This is a genomic window from Pseudidiomarina aestuarii, assembly GCF_048263735.1.
GTDB classification, from domain to species: Bacteria; Pseudomonadota; Gammaproteobacteria; order Enterobacterales; family Alteromonadaceae; genus Pseudidiomarina; species Pseudidiomarina aestuarii_B.
In genome coordinates this window covers 363,206-382,338 of record NZ_JBLXDX010000003.1, presented here as the reverse complement: position 1 = coordinate 382,338, position 19,133 = coordinate 363,206, and the positions used below count along the sequence as shown (strand labels likewise).

General features: G+C 50.3%; 19 protein-coding genes. 10 read left to right on the top strand and 9 right to left on the bottom strand.

Annotated features, from left to right (window positions below; all coding sequences use genetic code 11):
• Window positions 1-10: 10 nt before the first annotated feature.
• The 3 genes from ACN0S4_RS08920 to fadB form a co-directional block, all read right to left on the bottom strand.
• On the bottom strand, window positions 11-736 hold the full coding sequence (locus ACN0S4_RS08920; RefSeq protein ID WP_417657337.1) for a helix-turn-helix domain-containing protein: 726 nt from the start codon (window positions 734-736) through the stop codon (window positions 11-13).
• A 261-nt stretch (window positions 737-997) separates the two neighbouring features.
• Entirely contained in the window at window positions 998-2,161 is a 1,164-nt protein-coding gene (gene fadA, locus ACN0S4_RS08915) for an acetyl-CoA C-acyltransferase FadA (RefSeq protein ID WP_417657336.1), read from the bottom strand.
• A gap of 21 nt (window positions 2,162-2,182) precedes the next feature.
• Complete coding sequence (gene fadB, locus ACN0S4_RS08910; RefSeq protein ID WP_417657335.1) at window positions 2,183-4,324, bottom strand: fatty acid oxidation complex subunit alpha FadB; 2,142 nt, start codon at window positions 4,322-4,324, stop codon at window positions 2,183-2,185.
• Window positions 4,325-4,440: 116 nt separating this feature from the next.
• On the opposite strand from fadB, the gene ACN0S4_RS08905 reads away from it, so the two are divergent.
• The 3 genes from ACN0S4_RS08905 to ACN0S4_RS08895 are packed head-to-tail and all read left to right on the top strand — an operon-like array spanning window position 4,441 to window position 8,516.
• Window positions 4,441-6,435 carry a transglycosylase SLT domain-containing protein gene (locus ACN0S4_RS08905; RefSeq protein ID WP_417657334.1) on the top strand — a complete coding sequence of 665 codons (1,995 nt, stop codon included), beginning with the start codon at window positions 4,441-4,443 and terminating at the stop codon, window positions 6,433-6,435.
• Entirely contained in the window at window positions 6,435-7,052 is a 618-nt protein-coding gene (locus tag ACN0S4_RS08900) for a YigZ family protein (protein ID WP_417657333.1), read from the top strand. The genes ACN0S4_RS08905 and ACN0S4_RS08900 overlap by 1 nt, the downstream gene beginning before the upstream one ends.
• A gap of 12 nt (window positions 7,053-7,064) precedes the next feature.
• Complete coding sequence (locus ACN0S4_RS08895) at window positions 7,065-8,516, top strand: TrkH family potassium uptake protein (RefSeq protein ID WP_417657332.1); 1,452 nt, start codon at window positions 7,065-7,067, stop codon at window positions 8,514-8,516.
• Here the strand turns inward: ACN0S4_RS08895 and trkA are convergent.
• Genes trkA through def form a run of 4 tightly spaced genes read right to left on the bottom strand, consistent with a single transcriptional unit; the run spans window position 8,513 to window position 12,665 of the window.
• Entirely contained in the window at window positions 8,513-9,889 is a 1,377-nt protein-coding gene (trkA, locus tag ACN0S4_RS08890) for a Trk system potassium transporter TrkA (protein WP_417657331.1), read from the bottom strand. The two genes, ACN0S4_RS08895 and trkA, sit on opposite strands and share 4 nt — an antisense overlap.
• A complete protein-coding gene (gene rsmB / locus ACN0S4_RS08885) occupies window positions 9,886-11,202 on the bottom strand; it encodes a 16S rRNA (cytosine(967)-C(5))-methyltransferase RsmB (protein WP_417657330.1) in 1,317 nt (438 codons plus the stop codon). The genes trkA and rsmB overlap by 4 nt, the downstream gene beginning before the upstream one ends.
• Window positions 11,192-12,154, bottom strand: a complete 963-nt coding sequence (gene fmt / locus ACN0S4_RS08880; protein ID WP_417657329.1) for a methionyl-tRNA formyltransferase — start codon at window positions 12,152-12,154, stop codon at window positions 11,192-11,194. Before fmt ends, rsmB begins: the two co-directional genes overlap by 11 nt.
• A gap of 1 nt (window position 12,155) precedes the next feature.
• Window positions 12,156-12,665 carry a peptide deformylase gene (gene def / locus ACN0S4_RS08875; RefSeq protein WP_417657328.1) on the bottom strand — a complete coding sequence of 170 codons (510 nt, stop codon included), beginning with the start codon at window positions 12,663-12,665 and terminating at the stop codon, window positions 12,156-12,158.
• An 81-nt stretch (window positions 12,666-12,746) separates the two neighbouring features.
• Between def and ACN0S4_RS08870 the strand changes: the two genes are divergently transcribed.
• From ACN0S4_RS08870 to hemF, 6 genes are all read left to right on the top strand, one after another.
• Complete coding sequence (locus tag ACN0S4_RS08870; protein WP_417657327.1) at window positions 12,747-13,829, top strand: LysM peptidoglycan-binding domain-containing protein; 1,083 nt, start codon at window positions 12,747-12,749, stop codon at window positions 13,827-13,829.
• Window positions 13,830-13,904: 75 nt separating this feature from the next.
• Window positions 13,905-14,942 carry a DNA-processing protein DprA gene (dprA, locus tag ACN0S4_RS08865; RefSeq protein WP_417657326.1) on the top strand — a complete coding sequence of 346 codons (1,038 nt, stop codon included), beginning with the start codon at window positions 13,905-13,907 and terminating at the stop codon, window positions 14,940-14,942.
• 2 nt (window positions 14,943-14,944) lie between these two features.
• Complete coding sequence (locus tag ACN0S4_RS08860) at window positions 14,945-15,418, top strand: DUF494 family protein (protein ID WP_169930815.1); 474 nt, start codon at window positions 14,945-14,947, stop codon at window positions 15,416-15,418.
• Window positions 15,419-15,817: a type I DNA topoisomerase gene (locus tag ACN0S4_RS08855; RefSeq protein ID WP_169930814.1), complete on the top strand. Its 399-nt coding sequence runs from the start codon at window positions 15,419-15,421 to the stop codon at window positions 15,815-15,817.
• A 36-nt stretch (window positions 15,818-15,853) separates the two neighbouring features.
• Window positions 15,854-16,411 carry an L-threonylcarbamoyladenylate synthase gene (locus ACN0S4_RS08850; RefSeq protein ID WP_417657325.1) on the top strand — a complete coding sequence of 186 codons (558 nt, stop codon included), beginning with the start codon at window positions 15,854-15,856 and terminating at the stop codon, window positions 16,409-16,411.
• A gap of 57 nt (window positions 16,412-16,468) precedes the next feature.
• On the top strand, window positions 16,469-17,386 hold the full coding sequence (gene hemF, locus ACN0S4_RS08845; RefSeq protein WP_417657324.1) for an oxygen-dependent coproporphyrinogen oxidase: 918 nt from the start codon (window positions 16,469-16,471) through the stop codon (window positions 17,384-17,386).
• A gap of 1 nt (window position 17,387) precedes the next feature.
• Here the strand turns inward: hemF and ACN0S4_RS08840 are convergent, their stop codons facing one another.
• Window positions 17,388-17,804 carry a group II truncated hemoglobin gene (locus ACN0S4_RS08840; RefSeq protein ID WP_417657323.1) on the bottom strand — a complete coding sequence of 139 codons (417 nt, stop codon included), beginning with the start codon at window positions 17,802-17,804 and terminating at the stop codon, window positions 17,388-17,390.
• Here ACN0S4_RS08840 and aroE point away from each other — a divergent pair.
• On the top strand, window positions 17,803-18,642 hold the full coding sequence (gene aroE, locus ACN0S4_RS08835) for a shikimate dehydrogenase (RefSeq protein ID WP_417657322.1): 840 nt from the start codon (window positions 17,803-17,805) through the stop codon (window positions 18,640-18,642). The two genes, ACN0S4_RS08840 and aroE, sit on opposite strands and share 2 nt — an antisense overlap.
• On the opposite strand, the gene ACN0S4_RS08830 is transcribed toward aroE, so the two are convergent.
• Window positions 18,639-18,905 (bottom strand): hypothetical protein, encoded by a 267-nt coding sequence (locus ACN0S4_RS08830; RefSeq protein WP_417657321.1) that lies wholly within the window; start codon window positions 18,903-18,905, stop codon window positions 18,639-18,641. The two genes, aroE and ACN0S4_RS08830, sit on opposite strands and share 4 nt — an antisense overlap.
• Window positions 18,906-19,133 lie beyond the last annotated feature (228 nt).

Sequence of the window (19,133 nt, the reverse complement as noted above, 5' to 3'; positions counted from 1 at the left end):
TAGCTCGTAGCTACTTTGCGAAGAAGCGGCGTTCGATTGCGATGCCTATAATTCCGCCGACAAATAGAAATAGTCCGAGAGCCTGCAGAATGCCATTGATCGGTCTGACCTGCTCGACATTTCCGGAGATGTAATAGGTCCGTAGAAAGTCAGGATCAGTAGCTTCCTGTGCGGGTATTGTGAATTGCCGGCCACGGTTCTCGGGCAAAATAAGTGTGTGTGGATTCTCACGTTCTGCCATTCTTTTCCGCATCTCCATGCGTTCGTCTGCTGAGTCATTTACGTACATATTGTGCCAATTATCAAAGTAATTGGGATTCTCACCTGGCAATAGAATACCTGGGGAGATGTACTGGTAGGCTTGCTCTGGAAAGAGGAGCTTCGTGTAGCCGAGATAGAAAAGGGGCACGGAGAGCGCGACCAGTAGGCTACAGGTCACTAGCCATGAGCGACGGTGACGATGATGTGATGAGGTTTGCTCACGCAGATAGGCGTCTACGATGGGTATTTGGCGTAGGCGACCTTGCACGTAACTGGGGTCAAACTGGGCGATAACAAACTCTAGCGTAATATCCAGAGCGCCAAGCCAGGCATTGAGTATTTCGGTTGAGGGTAGCGAGCGGTCACTCTCGAGCTTGGATAGATACGATTGCTCAATTCCCATCTGCTCAGCCAGTTCTGCCTGACTGCGGTCAAGTTCTACACGTTTTTCTTTGAGGAGTTCACCAAGGGTCATTGATTCCATTCCTTCTGGTTGATTATTCCAGTTTAGTCTTGGCTATTCTTAGAGACATAAAAACAGGAATATTCAGGAATAGGAAGGAATATTTATGCCTAAACGAAGAGCGTTGGTCGTTGTTCGTCCGCTGCGCTCTTCGTTGGTCGACAAAACCTCGGTACTGGCTGCCAGTCCAGTGAAAAGTGAACGGTGAATAGATAACAGACTAGCCGGTTTGCTTTTCTATTACCCGTTCACCATTCACTGTTCACCAGTGGTTTAGACCCGCTCGTAGACTGTGGCTATGCCTTGGCCTAGACCAATACACATGGTCGCGAGACCTAGTGTTGCATCTTTGTCTTCCATCAGGTTAATGAGCGTGGTGGAAATCCGCGCGCCCGAGCAACCGAGTGGGTGGCCAAGGGCAATGGCACCGCCATTGAGGTTCACTTGGTCTTCCATGATATCGAGGATACCGAGGCCCTTCAGCACTGGTAGTGACTGCGCAGCAAAGGCTTCGTTCAGCTCGAATAAATCGATATCTTTGATGGAGAGACCAGCACGCTTCAATGCTTTTTGCGTCGCTGGGACTGGACCGTAACCCATGATCGATGGATCGCAGCCTGCTACTGCCATTGAACGAATTTTTACGCGTGGCGTTAAGCCCAGCGCTTTCGCTTTGTCGGCAGACATAATCAATACTGCGGCAGCACCGTCAGACAAGGCTGATGAAGTACCTGCAGTCACGGTACCATTGACCGGATCAAATACCGGGCGTAACGCGGCTAAGCTTTCCGCGGTGGTTTCGGGACGAATCACTTCATCGTTCTTGATCATGCGCAAAATGCCGTCGGCATCGTGGCCTTCAATCGGCAAAATTTCATTTGCAAAACGACCTTCAACTGTCGCCGCGTGAGCGCGTTGATGCGAACGAGCACCGAATGCGTCTTGGGCTGTACGGTCAATCTCAAATTTGCGTGCGAGCAATTCTGCAGTCATGCCCATCATACCTGCAGCGCGAGCCACAGATTTGTTCATGCCTGGATGGAAATCGATGCCGTGGTCCATAGGTACGTGACCCATGTGTTCAACACCACCTGCAATGAAGATTTCGCCGTCACCCGCCATAATGGCGCGGGTTGCATCGTGAATAGCTTGCATGGACGAGCCACACAGACGGTTCACGGTGACCGCAGCCACAGAATGGGGAATACCAGCAATCAGCGCGGCGTTACGCGCAACGTTGAAGCCTTGCTCTAAGGTCTGCTGTACGCAGCCCCAGTAGATGTCTTCAAGTTCGTTTACATCGACTTGTGGGTTCCGTTCCAACAAGCCTTTCATGAGGTGTGCAGAAAGATCTTCTGCACGCACATTGCGGAATACACCGCCTTTCGAACGCCCCATGGGCGTCCGGATACAATCGACAATCACTACGTCTTTCATAATTAACTCCGTAAGCCTGTGTTAGCCCGCAAGGTACGATTTACCTGACTTCGCCATCTCGCGTAAGCCATCGGTCACTTGATACATTTCACCTAAGTGCGCGTAGCTATCGGCTAACTCAACGAACTTGGCTAAGCCCATGGTTTCGAGGTAACGGAACGGACCACCGCGGAATGGTGGGAAGCCGAGACCGTACAGTAACGACATGTCGCATTCGGCAGCAGAGGCAACAATACCTTCTTCAAGGCAACGGACACATTCGTTCACCATAGGAACCATGCAGCGCGCGATAATGTCGTCTGCGCTAAGCTCTTTGCCACTAATGCCGAGCATTTCGTAGACTTCAGGGGCTTTTTCTTTGGTGGGGCGACCCTTTTTGTCGACACCATAATTGTAGAAGCCTTTGCCATTCTTCTGACCGAAACGCTTAGCGCCCGCCAGTTTCGCAATAGCACTATCTTCGCCACGCGGCATGCGTGATGGGAAGCCATCCGCCATAACCACAGTACAATGGTCTGCGGTATCAATACCGACGACGTCTGACAAATACGCTGGACCCATTGGCCAACCGTATTGACGTTCCATGACTTTATCGATACCACCAAAGTCGACACCTTCGTCTACCATGCCGGCAAAACCAGCAAGATATGGGAACAAGACGCGGTTCACCAAGAAGCCTGGGCAGTCATTGACAACAATGGCGGTTTTACCCATGCGCGACGCATATGCAACCACAGCTGCAACGGTCTCATCAGAAGTCTTTTCGCCGCGAATCACTTCAACCAACGGCATTTTGTGCACTGGGTTAAAGAAGTGCATACCGCAGAAGCGTGATGGGTCTTTCAAATTCTTGGCAAGACGGTCAATGGAGATAGTGGAGGTGTTCGACACAATAATAGTATCGGCATCAACAACGCTTTCCATTTGTGCTAGAACTTTGCCTTTCACATCTGGATTTTCAACAACCGCTTCAACCACAATATCAACACCCTTCACGCCTTCATCCAACAGAGTTGGGGTAATTGAAGACAGCACTTGTGCCATTTTCTTGTGATCAATTTTGCCGCGTTGCACCAATTTTCCAAGAATTTTGCTCGCTTCATTCATACCTAAATCAAGCGCATCTTGGCGAATGTCTTTCATGACAACCGGCACGCCTTTATAGGCTGACTGGTAAGCAATACCGCCACCCATGATACCCGCACCCAGAACAGCAGCGCGTTTAATTTCCTTGGTGGCAACTTTGGCAGCTTTCTTCGCTTTACCTTTAACCATTTGGTCAGCCATGAAGATGCCGACTTGTGCGCGGCATGCATCGGTCTGCGTCAAGCCAACAAAAGCTTCGTTCTCAGCATTCAATGCTTCTTCACGGTGATGACGTGCGCCTTGCTCAATGGCCTTAATTGCTGCGTGTGGAGCAGGGTAATGTTTACCGGCTTTGGCTGCGACCATGGCTTTAGCGGTCACAAACGTCATCGTTAATTCAGTGTCATTAGCTTTTAACGGCTCCAGTTTTGGCTGGCGCTTCGCCTGCCAATTCAAGTCGCCATCGGCTGCTTGTTTAGCAATGGCGAAAGCTGCGTCACGCAGTTTCTCTGGTGCTACTACGGAATCGACTAGGCCTAACTTCAATGCTTCATCGGCACGGTTATTTTTACCCGTGGTGATGCACTCAAGAGCATTGTCAGGACCGATAATCCGCGGTAGGCGCATGGTGCCGCCAAACCCTGGAATCAAACCTAACTTCACTTCTGGCAAGCCAATGGTTGCCGTGGTGTCGGCAACCCGGTAGTCACAGGCGAGGGTCGCTTCGCAACCGCCACCTAACGCGAAACCGGTTACGGCAGCAACAGTAGGTACTGGTAGATCTTCGAGTTGGTCGAAAACGCGCGAAGCCATGGCAACCCATTTCTTGGTTTGCTCAAGGTCGGCAAATAGCGTCAAAAATTCGGTAATATCGGCGCCAACAATAAAGGTTGGCTTACTGCTGGTGACAATAACACCGCGCAGATCTTTGGTGCCCGCAAGTGCTTTGAGCGCGGCACTGAATTCTTCCAAGGTTTTCTGGTCAAACTTATTAACCGAACCGGCTGCAGCAAATTGTAAATCTGCAATGCCGTCTTCGATAAAGTCGACCCGAATGCTATCACCCTGATAAATCATATTGTTCTCCTACTGATTCTCAGATTGCTTTCGGCTATGCTGTTCTAAAGGTTTGACAGAGTTTGGCCCGAATAGGTCAATTTTTCAATGATTTTTTAAACGAGCGTTTGAAAGTTATGCAGAAGCATCCAGTTGTATTCGGTTGTACGCTCCTCATGGTATCGCTTGTTAGTACGGCTTTGAGTCTAGTTAGTTCAATTGCGGTAGCGGAGCCTAGAATTAAAGATCCAATGCGAGCTGAATTTCCCCAGCGTGAACAGCAGCGGGAATGGTTCGTGCAAGCCGAGTATGCGGCGAAGCGCGGGCGGCTGGCTGAATATCAACAACTCCTCGACCAGCTCGATGACTACCCATTGGTTCCTTATTTGGAACTGACCCGATTACAGCAAGTTGGTTACCTCGCCAATGAAGAGCGCGTATTGACCTTCCTCGAAGCCTATCGAGACAGCCCAATGGATTGGCAGTTACGTCAACCCTGGCTCGATTATTTGGCTCGCAAAGGCGAGAAGCAGCGTTTTGTGCGAGACTTCAAAGCGCCAGGTTCGACCGAAAATCAATGTCGCTATCTACGCTATCAACATGATCTCAAGCTCATCCCCACCGACGCTTTATATCGCGCTGTCGACCAACTGTGGTTAACCGGCTCATCACTGCCCAAGGCCTGTGACGCATTACTGAAACAATGGGCTGATGCCGGGCAGCGCTCTAACGATAAAGTCTGGGCGCGATTGCAGCTCGCTGCTGAAGACGGCAAGCACACATTAGTCCCTTATTTGGGCAAGCTCTTGCCCAAAGACATGGGCTATTTGGCTGATCATTACCATCGCGTCCGTCGCGACCCGTCACAAGTCACCAGATTCGATTATTTAACTGGAAAACATCCAGGCCATGAGGCACAAATTGTGACTTATGGGTTCAGTCGCTTGATTTGGCGTGACCCGGACCGAGCGCTCAGGTTCATCGACCAGTTACCCAAACATGTCACCTTGTCAGAAGAGCAATGGACCTTCCTTGAGCAAAGATTTGCTGTGGCATTGAGTTCGAAAGACCATCAATATGCTGGCGCTTGGTTGGCACGTCTTGATGCCAATGAGCACACCGAACAAACATTACAATGGCAACTGGGCGATTGGGTGCGTGAAGGGCAGTGGCAGGAAGTTTGGGACTTCACCCAATCAGCACCGCTCACTGCAGAACAACCAGAATGGCAGTATTGGGCAGCACGAGCAGCTGCAGAGCTCGGGCAGCAAGACCAAGCACAAGCGCGCTACCAACAGCTTGCGGAACAACGTAATTATTATGGCTTTATGGCAGCTGCGAGGCTCAATACCCCATTTTCACTTGCCGCACAGCCAGTTGACCTGACCGCCGAAGAAATTGCTTCCGTACGACAACTACCCGCTGTTCAGCGTGCTTATGAGTTCTTACAGATGCAGCGTTACATTGACGCTCGCCGCGAATGGTTCAGCTTGCTCGGGCACTTGTCTGGGCGCGAACAAATTGCGATGGCGGTGTTAGCCGATCAGTGGGGTTGGCATGACCAAGCTATCTACACCTTAGGTCAATTGGGTGAATTTGATGCGGTGGAACTTCGTTTCCCGGAAGCTTACTTGGATATCCATCAAAACTACGCCGACAGGGTGGGCATTGATACCAATTGGGCACTCGCGATTTCGCGTCGCGAGAGTGCGTTCAGGCATGATGCTGCGTCCGGTGCTGGCGCGCACGGACTGATGCAAATATTGCCGAGTACCGCGCGTTACCTCGAGCGTAAATCATTGTCGGTTGCTGAGCTCCATCATGCGCCAACTAATGTGCGATTGGGTACGCAATACCTTGCGGAGCTAAAAGGTCGCCTCGGCAACAACTGGATGCTTGGCACAGCAGCCTACAATGCCGGTATTTATCGGGTGTTTGAATGGCTTCCAGATGATCCTATCGATGCCGACCGTTGGATAGAGACAATTCCATTCAAGGAAACTCGCGACTACGTGAAGAATGTGTTGGTGTATCAACAAATCTACCGAACCCTGCGGCAAGACAATGACGAGGCTATTTTCCCTCAAGTTGCTGTTATGCAAATCAGCAAAGCGGGCGCAGGTCGCGATTAATGCAGAGGTATTGGGTTCCAGCGCAAGCGGCTGAATCGGAATTGATTGTAAAGAATAGCCGCTTCATTACGTCAGTCGCTCCTGTTCAGTCGGCGGCAGACTGTAAGCAACATCTTCTCGACTGTCAGGCGCGGTGGCCGGGTGCCAATCATTATTGCAGTGCGGCTATTTATGGGGCGCCTGATGCCAGTCAAACTTATGCCATGAGTGATGACGGCGAACCGAGCGGCACCGCTGGTCGGCCCATGTTGAATGTCTTGTTAGCCAGCGAGCTGGGGAATGTGTCCGCTATTGTGGCGCGCTATTTTGGTGGCGTGAAGCTGGGTACAGGTGGATTACAGCGAGCGTATACGCAAGGCTTGGTAGAGACGCTCGACATTTTACCAAAAGCAGAAAAATTGATTCGCAATCAAGCTATTATCGACTACGCTTATGCAGATCAAAAAGCGGTTCAGCATTTACTCGAACGCTTCGATGTAACGGTTGATGAGCAACAATTTGGTGAACGGATCAGGCTTTCGCTTGAGGTTATCGCGGAAACCCAACATACTTTGGCAAGTGAACTCAAAAATGCGACGCAGGGGCGAGTCATCCTGCAGAGCCAACAACAAAAATAAAGAGGACACGCGGTGCATTTTCGCGGCATTCTTCGCATATTAGGGCTACTGATTTGTTTGTTCAGTATCACCTTATTGCCCCCAGCAGCTATTGCGCTTATCTATGAAGATGGCGGTGGTGTAGCCTTTATGCTCGCCTTTGCCGTGTCCATATTTATTGGCTTTATTGTTTGGTATCCGAATCGTAGCGAACGCTCGGACCTAAAAGCTCGTGACGGTTTCTTGCTGACAGTTCTCTTTTGGACGGTTCTCGGTGCTGTTGGTGTTTTACCCTTTCTGTTTACCGAAGAAGTCCCACTCTCTATTACCGATGCAGCCTTTGAGTCTTTCTCAGGACTAACTACCACCGGCGCGACGATCCTTACAGGTATTGAGCATTTACCGCACAGCGTTCTGTATTATCGCCAGCAACTCCAATGGTTAGGTGGTATGGGTATTATCGTGCTGGCTGTCGCCATTCTACCGATGCTCGGCATTGGTGGTATGCAGTTGTATCGTGCTGAAATTCCAGGGCCGTTAAAAGACGCCAAGATGACCCCACGTATTGCCGATACCGCAAAGCATCTGTGGTACATCTATGTGGCGTTAACAGTGGCCTGTGCCATTGCCTATAAAATAGCCGGCATGAATTGGTTTGATGCGGTCAGCCATTCTTTTTCGACAATAGCAGTGGGTGGTTTTAGTACCTACGATGCCAGCATGGGCTATTTTGGTAGCTCCACCATCAACATCATCTGCGTGGTGTTCCTGCTGTTGTCCTCGTTAAATTTTGCGGTGCATTATGCGGCGATTACCGGGCGAACTTTACGTAGTTACTTTGTCGATCCTGAAGTTCGTGCGTTCTTGCTTATTCAATTGGCATTACTATTCTTGGTATTTGCTACCGTACTGACGCACAAGATTTTTGCAGACACGGGCACTGCATTCAACCAAGCCTTATTCCAGTCAGTGTCTATCAGCACAACCGGTGGCTTTGCGACCACTGATTTTGCTTCATGGCCACTATTCCTGCCTATTTTGCTTATTTTTGCCAGCTTTATTGGTGGTTGTGCAAGTTCAACCGCGGGTGGTCTGAAAGTTGTACGCGTAGTGTTGTTGTATCGGCAGGGGATGCGTGAATTACATCGACTGGTGCATCCAGCAGGCGTGTTTTCCGTGAAGCTCGGTGACCGTGTGTTGCCACCGCGAATTGTCGAGGCCGTTTGGGGCTTCTTTGCCGCTTACGCTTTAGTGTTTGTGGTGATCATGCTGGGATTGTTAGCCACAGGCTTAGACGATATCACTGCGTTTTCCGCTACCGCTGCGTGCTTGAATAACTTAGGTCCAGGACTAGGTGAAGTTGCAGCGAACTATGAGTCAATCCCAGATACCGCTAAATGGCTACTCATTATTGCCATGCTGTTTGGGCGTCTGGAAGTGTTCACCATTCTGGTTCTGTTAACCCCAACCTTCTGGCGTTCTTAGAAGAACAACGCCGAAGGTTGGAACATCCGTTCTACTTCTCTAATGTATTTCTTGTCGACTAAAAACAAGATCACGTGGTCATCTGCGTTGATAATGGTGTCATCGTGCGCGATCAAGACTTCATGTCCGCGAACAATAGCACCAATAGTAGTGCCAGGTGGAAGTTTGATCTCGTTAATGGCTTTGCCAATAACTTTGGAGGTTTTCTCGTCGCCGTGAGCAACTGCTTCGATAGCTTCTGCCGCACCTTTGCGCAGCGAGTACGCATTGACAATGTCGCCGCGTCGAATCAAAGAGAGTAGTGCTGATACGGTAGCCCGTTGTGGCGAAATCGCAATATCGATCGGCCCATCTTGCACCAAATCGACATAGGCTTGGCGCTGAATCAATACCATGGTCTTTTTTGCGCCAAGCTTCTTCGCCAGCATGGCAGACATGATATTGGCTTCATCGTCATTGGTGACCGCAATGAACAAATCCACATCTTCAATATGCTCTTCAATTAGCAAATTTTGCTCGGACGCGTCGCCCTCGAGAATGGTCGCATGACGAATAGAGGCATTGAGTTCTTCAGCGCGCTTCCGATTACGCTCTATGAGCTTCACACGATGATTCTCTTCAAGAATTCGGGCTAAGCCAGCACCGATGTTACCGCCACCTGCAATCATCACGCGGCGATAATGATGCTCAAGCTTCTGCATCTCTTCCATGACCATACTGACATAGCGAGTATCGGCAATAAAAAACACTTCGTCGCCGGCTTCGATAATAGTTGTGCCCATTGGCTTAATTGCTTGGCCTTGTCGGAATATGGCAGCAACCCGCGTATCAACATTCGGCATATGATCTTTCAGGGTCGAGATAGCATGCCCGACCAATTTACCACCGTAGTATGCTTTTACAGCGACCAAACTGGCACGACCGCCCGCAAATTCCATCACCTGCAGCGCGCCGGGATAACGTACTAATCGCGCTATGTAGTCAGTGACTTGTTGTTCTGGAGAGATAACGTGGTCGACCGGCATATCATCTTTATGGAACAGTTTGTCGCCATAACTGGTGTACTCTTCCGAGCGAATTCGGGCAATTCGCTTGGGCGTACGAAACAATGTGTATGCAATCTGACAGGCCAACATATTGGTTTCATCGCTCGGCGTAACCGCAATCAACATATCGGCATTTTCGCAACCAGCGTCGCGCAGAATACGAGGGTGGGAAGCATGTCCGAGAATAGTGCGGACGTCATTGCGATCGGAAATATAGTCGATACGATCAGGGTCGTTATCTACTACGGTAATGTCGTTGTCTTCACCCGAAAGATTTTCTGCGAGTGTTGCACCAACCTGACCACCACCGAGAATGATTATTTTCATGCACGCTTTTCCAATTTTGCGTAATAGAAGCCATCGCCGGCATGCTCACCGGGCAACCATTGCCAGTCTACGCTGCCATCGGGATGGGTCGCAAGTCGAACTGCATCGGGATGACGCGCACAGAAAGCTTTGATTTGTTCCGCGTTTTCTTGCGGCAGTATAGAACAGGTCGCGTATAAAAGAGTGCCGCCGCCACGTAAATGTGGCCATAGCGCATCAAGAATCTGACTTTGTAACTGTGCCAGTTCGGCAATGTCGCTCGCTCGACGTAACCATTTGATATCCGGATGACGACGAATAACACCGGTCGCTGAACAGGGTGCATCGAGCAAAATCCGATCAAAGGGTTCTGCCGGTGCCCACGTTGATGGCTGACTCGCATCGCCTTGTTGCACGCGAACATCGAGTTTAGCTAATTGTAGGCGCTGCAGGTTCTCATGAACACGGGTTAGACGTTGGGCATCGCTATCAATAGCCAGCACTCGTGCTGATGAGGTGCGTTCCAGTATATGTGCTGTTTTGCCACCCGGAGCGGCACAACAATCAAGAATGGATTCACCAGGCTGCGCATCCAGCAGCCATGCAGCATGCTGGGCGGCAATATCTTGTACCGATACGGCGCCAGCGGCAAAGTCTGGAAGTGTGGTGACATCTTGCGCTTGGTCGAGCTGGATTGCCGTGGGTAAGGGGCTCTCAGGTGCATAAGGAATAGCCGCGCTATCAAGCTGTTGCCGATAACTGTCACCCGTAGTTTGGTTTTCATTTACGCGCAACCATAGCGGAGCTTGGTTATTGTTAGCGGCCATGATGCTCGACGCTTGATCTGGATACGCTTGGCTGATGGCATCCGCTAACCAACGCGGGTGGTTATGCTTGAGGTCTTCACGTTGCGCAAGTTGGGCTAATAATTCATCGCGGCGGCGTAGCAAGTTACGCAATACGCCATTCACTAATCCTGCTAGTGACTTGTGCTTTAATAATTTGGCGGCTTCAACGGTTGCGGATACAGCGCCATGCTCGGCCACTCGCATCGATACCAGTTGGTAAGTACCCACTAACATGAGCCACTGAATGATGCTGGTTTTGTTCTTCAGCGGTTTGTCGAGCAGCTGGCTGACTAAAAAGTTCAATTCAGGAAGTTGCCGCAACACGCCAAAGCAGAGTTGTTGGCAGAGGGCTTTATCACGTGGTGCTAGGTTGCGGGTTACTTGCGGCAGTGCTTGATTGAGCGAACGCCCTTGTTCAAGAACTTGTTGGATGGCCAGTGCGGCTGCGGCGCGGCTGGCTGCGCCTTCGCCTTCCTTATGACTCATGCGTTGCGCTCGGCGGTAATACGGAACCTACAGTGAACCAATCACTGCGACCATTGAGGAAGTCCGCTGCTGCCATCGGCTTTTTACCGGCTGGCTGCAAGGTTTCGAGCACCAGCATTCCCTGTTTCGTCTGAATCGCGATTCCTTGTTTATCCGCACGAACGACTGTGCCAGGTGTTTGGTTCGTCTGCTCATCGAGTACGTGGGACGCCCATATTTTAACCACTTCACCCGCTGCGGTAGTCAGCCACGCTATCGGCCATGGATTAAATGCGCGTACCCAACGCTCTAACTCTACCGCTGGGAGCTGCCAATTCAACTGAGCTTCTTCTTTGGTTAACTTGTGTGCATAATTTGCCGCGGAGTCTTGCTGCGGAACCGCGCTTGCCTGAAGTGAATCGAGATTCTGAAGCGTGTGAATAAGCGCCGGTGGACCTAATTCAGCCAACCGTTGATAAAGCGTGGCGGATGTTTCATCTATTTGAATTGGGGTCGATACTGCGTAAAGCACTGGACCAGTATCCAGACCTGCAGCCATTTGCATGACCGCGACGCCTGATTCAGCATCACCAGCCCAAATAGCACGTTGAATAGGCGCAGCTCCACGCCACTTGGGTAACAAAGAGCCATGCACGTTAATGCAGCCACAGCGCGGAATGTCTAGCACTGCTTGCGGGAGTATCAGCCCGTAAGCCACAACTACCATGATATCGGCTTGATAACGAGCTACCTGTGCCTGCGCTTCTTCATTACGCAGCGACGCTGGTTGCTCTACCACCAATCCGTGTTTCAACGCGAGTTGCTTTACCGCGCTGGCGTGCAGCTTATTGCCGCGACCAGCAGGGCGATCCGGCTGCGTGTAAACACCAACCACCTCGAACTCGGGCACGTCGAGCAGCGCTTGCAGATGTTCTGCGGCAAACTCTGGAGTACCCGCAAACAATATCCGCATCTTAGTTAGCTGCCGCTAATCGTGCTTCTTTCTCAAGCTTTTTACGAATGCGGTCACGCTTCAGCGGTGACAAATAGTCGACAAAAAGCTTGCCATTCAAATGGTCGAGTTCGTGTTGAATGCAGATTGCCAGCAGGCCATCAGTGGTCAGAGTGAACTCAGCACCGTTGCGATCTAACGCTTTTACGGTAACCGTACCAGCGCGTTCTACCTTGGCGTAGACGCCTGGGAAAGATAGGCAACCTTCCTCATTAGTGAAAAGGCCTTCTTTCTCTGTAATCTCTGGATTGATAAACACCAGAGGTTCATTCTGATCTTCACTGCAGTCAGCAACAAACAAGCGCTTGTGAAAATTCACTTGGGTTGCCGCTAGGCCAACGCCGTTCGACTCATACATGGTTTCCAGCATGTCATCGATTTGCTTGCGCATGGCATCGTCAACTTCAGTTACGGGCTCTGCTACGGTACGCAACCGCTCGTCAGGATATTTTAAAATTGTTAATTTATGCATAACCTTTCATTCGCTAGTTTCATCTTTGCTAATTTTAACGTAATTTGAGGATGAACACACGGGTTTACAACGGAGGTCATCATGGCCAGTTGGCGATTATCCACGATTGCGGTTATCGGTTTTTTGCTGCTTGCTAGCGCAGGCTCGGCAATGTCAGCCTACGCCCAGTCGACAAGCAGCGGTGACATCTTGCGTCTGAAAGAAGACGCGCCTGCTGAGTATGTGGTGAAGAAAGGCGATACATTGTGGGATATCGCAGGTTTTTATCTTGATGACCCATGGTTATGGACCGAATTATGGCGCGTGAATGAGTCGGTCGATAATCCACACCTCATATATCCAGGTGACAAACTTTATCTCAGTTGGGTTGATGGCCGTCCGACACTCTCTCGCAAAGTAACGAAAACCGTTTTACCTGAAGGTGTTATTGAGCCGAAAGGGAATGCACTACGCATGTTCCCAAGCGAGCTCATCGAACCGTTCATTACTGCCCACAGCGTTTTCAGTGAGTCGCAATATGAACAAGCGCCTCAAGTATTAGGCGATAATCGCTCAGCACCACGAGTCAATGGCATGATGCCAGTATTCGTGACGGGTCAATTACCCGATGTGAAGTATCAAATTTTGACGCCAGTGAAACGATTAGATGATGTTGTATTACTCCGTCACATTGGTGATGCTCGTGTTCTGATGCAACAGCGCGATATGACTGAGATGGAAATTATCCGTCCTCAACGTGAGATTCGTCGCGGTGATCGGGTGGTTGAAGCGCAGCAGTTCGAGATGCCGGAAATGCTAGTACCTGCATCCGGACAAGCAACCGGTGCCATCGTTGCCTCACTTAATGAGCGGCAGCAGCAAGGCAAGTGGGATATTGTCGTACTGAACTTTGGCGAGCGAGATGGCGTTGAGGCTGGGCAAATGTATCGAGCGATTCGCCCAGGCACCGAAATCTTCATGGATGGCGATGCTCCAGAAGCGGTTCGGGAAACCAAAGCCAGTGATGCGTTGTCACGCTACTGGCGTGCCACCATGCAATTGCCTGCACACACCACATCAGAACTCATGATTATCAATACCCAAGCAACTACGAGCTTTGCGATTGTGCTGCGCTCGAATGAATGGTTGAGCATTGGCGCTGAAGTGTTGCCGATGCAGTTATAAGAACGTCAGTGAATTGAGTCGGGCCGACAGGACGTCAGCCCAGCCGTAGAGGCCAACTTTGAAACGGAAAATTGCATGGATGCAGCTTTATTAGCGTTGCTGATGACTGTCAGTGTCAGTAAGAAAGCACTTCAAAAAAGACTTCGCTTACTCAGTACTCTCGCCGCGGTTGAAGCCGCAGTTCGCGAGGTTGAGCCACCCCCACCAGCTTATCAACGGCACGCACAGCGATGGCTGGCGCACGAAGACCATCATTTATTACACTGGTGGCAACCAAACTATCCTGAATCACTCCGTAATATCCCCGATCCACCTTTGGTTCTGTATTTGCATGGTGACTGTGAGCTCCTGGAGCAACCGCAAGTCGCTGTAATCGGAAGCCGCATGGCTAGTGAGGCTGGCTTGCAGGCGGCGACGTTATTTGCAGCCGATCTAACCCGTAATGGCATTCTGGTTTCCAGTGGTTTGGCTGGTGGCATTGACGGCGCCGCACATAAGTCAGCGTTGGAGTACGGCAATACTCTGGCAGTACTCGGCTGTGGACCGGATATTGTCTACCCACCCAAGCATCGACAATTACAGCAGCGAATCGCTCAACAAGGGCTATTAGTGTCGGAGTTCGCTCCCGGAGTGAAAATCCGCAGCAATCATTTTCCGCGGCGCAACCGTATACTAAGTGGATTAAGTCGTGGCGTGCTGGTTATTGAAGCGAAATTACGCAGCGGGACCTTAATTACTGCACGCCAAGGCTTAGAGCAAAATCGTAGTGTAATGGCGTTGCCAGGATCCATTTGGGACGCGAGCTGCAGCGGTAATCTTAAGGTAATTCAAGAGGGTGCAGCACTGGTGACCTCCGTCGACGATATTTTGAGCGAGTTGAATATCCAACGCAGCGTCCCCACATTGTTGAATATGGGCGAAAATAACTCGACGGGTAGCTTGGCAAACCTAGAATTGTTGGCTAATGTGGGAAATGAGGTCACACCAATCGACACCATCGTAGCTCGCAGTGGACTACCGGCTGCAATTGTTACCGAGCAGTTGGTGTTATTAGAATTAGAAGGGTGGGTGACTTCAGTTTCTGGTGGTTATATGAAAATGGGGAGGCGCTAACGATGTTTGATATCCTCATGTACCTGTTCGAGAACTATATTCACTCGGATATGGAAGTGGTTGTTAATCACGACGAGCTAACGGATGAGTTAACTCGCGCCGGTTTCCATCGGCAAGAGATCCATAAAGCTTTGGCGTGGTTAGAACGTCTTGCAGACTTACAAGAAAGCGAGACGAAACCTTATCTGAATCGTTCGCCGAATAGTGCTACACGTGTGTACACGACCGAAGAAGTGGCGCGACTGGATGTACAGAGTCGCGGTTTTCTCTTGTATCTAGAGAATTTGGGAGTCCTCGATTTCACCACGCGTGAAATGGTCGTCGACCGTGTTATGGAACTAGATACCCCGCAATTTTCTCTGGATGATTTGAAGTGGGTTATTTTGATGGTCTTGTTTAATGTACCAGGCCATGAAGATGCTTACGATCAAATGGAGGGATTGTTGTTTGAGGAGCCGGAAGGTCTACTGCATTAAATGACCACCGACACACACTTCGAACCACAACCACTGGGCGTTCCTTGCCCCCGGTGTCAAAAAGAACTGCAACTCAAAAAGGGGCGCTACGGCCTATTTGTGGGCTGTAGCGGCTATCCTAACTGTGATTACATGACTGCCGCGGACTTTGATCCGGGCACGGACGTGCATTGTCCTGTGTGTGAAGACGGCAAACTCGTACAGAAAACGAGCCGCTTCGGTAATTCATTTTATGCCTGTGATCAGTACCCACTCTGCAAATTTTCGGTTAATCTTCCGCCTGTGGCACAATCCTGTCCCGATTGCGGTTTTGCGTTGCTTTTAAAGAAGCGAACGGCAGCCGGCGAGCGATTGGTTTGTGCGAGTGAATCGTGCTCATATAAATCGTCTATTCAATAAGCGAATTCCATAAGTGAGTTCAGGGAGTATCGAGCTGTGGATACCAATTGGGAAGCTGCGCGCGAGGCCTTTCGTGCAGGTGAAATATTAGCTTATCCAACGGAAGCGGTGTACGGACTGGGTTGTGATCCGCGTAATCAAGCCGCAGTAGAGAAGTTGTTAGCATTGAAGCAACGCCCACAAGACAAAGGTCTCATCATACTTGCGGCTGACTATAGTCAAGCCGTTGCCTTTGTTGACGACAGAGCCATCCCTCAAGACAAACGCTTTAGTGTCTTTTCGCACTGGCCTGGCCCCATAACCTTATTACTCCCTGCTGCTGCTAACGTGCCAGAATGGTTGCGTGGTCAATATCAGCAAATTGCGGTGCGAGTTACCGCGTTTGAACCGGCTCGGCAGCTCTGCAAAGCACTCGGTAGCGCAATAGTCTCCACCAGTGCCAACATTACCGGCCAACCGACGTTAACGTCCGCTCAAGCCATTCGTGATCAGTTTGGTGATGGGGTAGCGTGGGTGATGGATGCGCCGCTGGGTGGCGCAACCAAGCCATCGAAGATTGTTGATCCCATAACAGGCACCGTTATTCGGGATTGATTACGTTTTCCGCTAAAATTTCTAGTTGTACCGATTGAAAGAGGAACCCCAACCACCATGCAAAACGAGATGCTCACTCAAGTAAACGCGTATCTGATGGATCTGCAAGATCGTATCTGTGCAGGTTTAGCCGCTGCCGATGGCGGCGCAGATTTTGCCGAAGAGAGTTGGCAGCGTCCTGGCGGCGGCGGTGGCCGCTCGCGGGTACTTCGCAATGGCGCTGTGCTTGAGCAAGGTGGCGTTGGCTATTCGCATGTATTTGGTGAACAAATGCCGGCATCTGCAACAGCTCACCGGCCTGAACTCGCTGGACGTAATTTTAACGCCTGTGGTGTGTCATTAGTGCAACATCCTCGCAATCCATATATTCCTACCAGTCATGCCAATGTTCGCTTTTTTATTGCTGAGAAAGAGGGCGCAGAGCCGGTGTGGTGGTTTGGTGGCGGTTTCGACCTGACGCCATTTTATCCGAATGATGAGGATATTAAGCACTGGCACCAAGTGGCAAAAGCAGCACTCGATCCGTTTGGTCCAGAGCTTTATCCAGCCTATAAAACTTGGTGCGATGAGTATTTCTATCTCAAGCATCGTGGCGAAACGAGAGGTGTTGGCGGGCTCTTCTTTGATGACCTCAATGATCGTAGTTTTGAAGAATGCTTCGCTATCACTCGTGCGGTTGGCGATGCTTATTTGGAAGCCTATCTGCCGATTATCGAACGGCGTAAGGACAGTCCGTATGGCGAGCGCGAACGAGAATTCCAACTCTATCGTCGCGGGCGTTATGTTGAGTTCAATTTGGTTTGGGACCGCGGAACTTTGTTTGGTCTTCAGACCGGCGGTCGCACAGAATCGATTTTAATGTCGATGCCACCATTAGCGCGCTGGGAATATGGCTATCAACCTGAGCCCGGAACGCGGGAAGCAAAACTTTATTCAGATTATCTGCATGCGCGCGACTGGCTGAACGAGTTGTAGGCTAGTCGCTATTGATCATGTGGTGCGCTAATGCGGTAAATTGCTGCCGCAATTGCATTTTTAATAGAGAGTCGGTGACTTGTTCATCAAGCACTTGGTACATGCACAATAACCATTGATCACGCATGGCGATATCAATTTGAAATGGTAAGTGGCGAGCGCGCAGCCGCGGGTGGCCATATTTTTCCTCAAATAATGCAGGACCGCCAAACCAGCCGCTCAAGAATTCAAAGAACTTTTGCCGAATCGTGTTGAGCGGTTGGGGATGTAGAGCCAGTAAATCTGCCGCGCGCGGATCAGTTTCCATGATATCGTAGAAACGTTCAGCGATAGCTCGGACGGCTGGTTCGCCTCCCAACTGATCGTACAAACTACGCGGCCCTTGCGGTGCGCTCGACTTTTTGAGAAATGACAACATGGCTCGCTTTACCGTTTTTGGAAATCCCGTTCAACACAGTCTATCTCCATTCATTCATGGCTTGTTTGCACAACAGCTCCAAGTGAAGGATTTAGAGTACACGTGTAGTTTAACATCGCCGGCTCAGTTTGCTGCTGCGGTCGCCGAATTTTTTCGCTGCGGTGGAGCAGGTGCGAATGTAACGGTCCCTTTTAAAACAGCTGCGGCGCAGTTGGTCACGCATCAAACCGAACGTGCAGCCCGGGCTGGCGCCGTCAATACTTTGATACCTCTCGGTCATGGTCAAATTTTGGGTGATAACACGGATGGCTACGGTTTGGTCGCTGATCTCAAGCGTCAGTTGGAACTGTCATCTTTGACGGGCTTACATGCGGTAATTCTCGGTGCTGGAGGGGCCGCTCGCGGCGTGCTAGCACCTCTATGCGAGGCCGGTATAGAACGTGTGGTCATTGCGAATCGGACGCTACCAAAAGCGCAAGAACTTGTGCGATCGAATGCTGATTTGCCACTTGCTTATGCGAGTTGGCAGGACCTCGATGGGCTGTCGGCACACGATTATATTGTCATCAATGCAACTTCGGCATCGCTACAAAAAGTCACTTTACCCTTATCGAACGGGTTGCTGAGCAAGAGTCGGCTCTGTTACGACATGATGTATGCGAAAACGCCTACACAGTTTATTCAGCAGGCTTCGAAAGCAGGCGCAACAGCATGCGCAGACGGATTGGGTATGTTGGTGGAGCAAGCGGCACTATCGTTTGCACTCTGGCATGCGGGGCAGTTGCCTGACACCGATGAGGTATTAAGACGTGTGCGAGCCGAGTTACTGAATAGTTAGTCGCGGATGACAATATCCGGGCTTAGATCCACATCGCCTTCGCTATTCACTGTCGCAAATTCGTGGCCACGACGGACAACAGCAATAGGGCCAACTTCGGCATTGTTACGGATAAAGGCGAGGTCATAACCGAACTTTTGGAGCTGATAGACACCAAACTTCTGGTCCATGGATAGACGCTCCCACCATTCGGATTGATTCAACGCAATACGACGTCGCTCGTAATCCTCAAGTTGTTGTAGCTCTTCTTTCGTCAGCTTCATGACCGTCAATTCCATAGGTGTAAACCGCTCTCTGCTTTCAGCGTAGGTTATATTACCGCTTTTACCAGATAGATATGACAAGCAGTATATAGCAACTTACCACAATTGTTGATTCCTTTTGCGTCTATCGAATCGGATATTTGCGCAATAATTGTTCTAAAAAATCTGCTAAACGGGCTAGCTTTCAGCTCACGTTGTGATAGTCTTATTAACCGACTCGAACAGTCT

Excerpts from the sequence above, each read along its gene's own strand:
- fadB (WP_417657335.1), bottom strand. The coding sequence starts at position 4,324 with ATGATTTATCAGGGTGATAGCATTCGGGTCGACTTTATCGAAGACGGC.
- ACN0S4_RS08855 (WP_169930814.1), top strand. The coding sequence starts at position 15,419 with ATGACCACCGACACACACTTCGAACCACAACCACTGGGCGTTCCTTGC.
- trkA (WP_417657331.1), bottom strand. The coding sequence starts at position 9,889 with ATGAAAATAATCATTCTCGGTGGTGGTCAGGTTGGTGCAACACTCGCA.
- ACN0S4_RS08870 (WP_417657327.1), top strand. The coding sequence starts at position 12,747 with ATGGCCAGTTGGCGATTATCCACGATTGCGGTTATCGGTTTTTTGCTG.
- ACN0S4_RS08900 (WP_417657333.1), top strand. The coding sequence starts at position 6,435 with ATGCAGAGGTATTGGGTTCCAGCGCAAGCGGCTGAATCGGAATTGATT.
- ACN0S4_RS08830 (WP_417657321.1), bottom strand. The coding sequence starts at position 18,905 with ATGAAGCTGACGAAAGAAGAGCTACAACAACTTGAGGATTACGAGCGA.
- aroE (WP_417657322.1), top strand. The coding sequence starts at position 17,803 with ATGGCTCGCTTTACCGTTTTTGGAAATCCCGTTCAACACAGTCTATCT.
- ACN0S4_RS08905 (WP_417657334.1), top strand. The coding sequence starts at position 4,441 with ATGCAGAAGCATCCAGTTGTATTCGGTTGTACGCTCCTCATGGTATCG.
- ACN0S4_RS08920 (WP_417657337.1), bottom strand. The coding sequence starts at position 736 with ATGACCCTTGGTGAACTCCTCAAAGAAAAACGTGTAGAACTTGACCGC.
- fmt (WP_417657329.1), bottom strand. The coding sequence starts at position 12,154 with ATGCGGATATTGTTTGCGGGTACTCCAGAGTTTGCCGCAGAACATCTG.
- ACN0S4_RS08860 (WP_169930815.1), top strand. The coding sequence starts at position 14,945 with ATGTTTGATATCCTCATGTACCTGTTCGAGAACTATATTCACTCGGAT.
- rsmB (WP_417657330.1), bottom strand. The coding sequence starts at position 11,202 with ATGAGTCATAAGGAAGGCGAAGGCGCAGCCAGCCGCGCCGCAGCCGCA.
- def (WP_417657328.1), bottom strand. The coding sequence starts at position 12,665 with ATGCATAAATTAACAATTTTAAAATATCCTGACGAGCGGTTGCGTACC.
- hemF (WP_417657324.1), top strand. The coding sequence starts at position 16,469 with ATGCAAAACGAGATGCTCACTCAAGTAAACGCGTATCTGATGGATCTG.
- fadA (WP_417657336.1), bottom strand. The coding sequence starts at position 2,161 with ATGAAAGACGTAGTGATTGTCGATTGTATCCGGACGCCCATGGGGCGT.
- dprA (WP_417657326.1), top strand. The coding sequence starts at position 13,905 with ATGGATGCAGCTTTATTAGCGTTGCTGATGACTGTCAGTGTCAGTAAG.
- ACN0S4_RS08840 (WP_417657323.1), bottom strand. The coding sequence starts at position 17,804 with ATGTTGTCATTTCTCAAAAAGTCGAGCGCACCGCAAGGGCCGCGTAGT.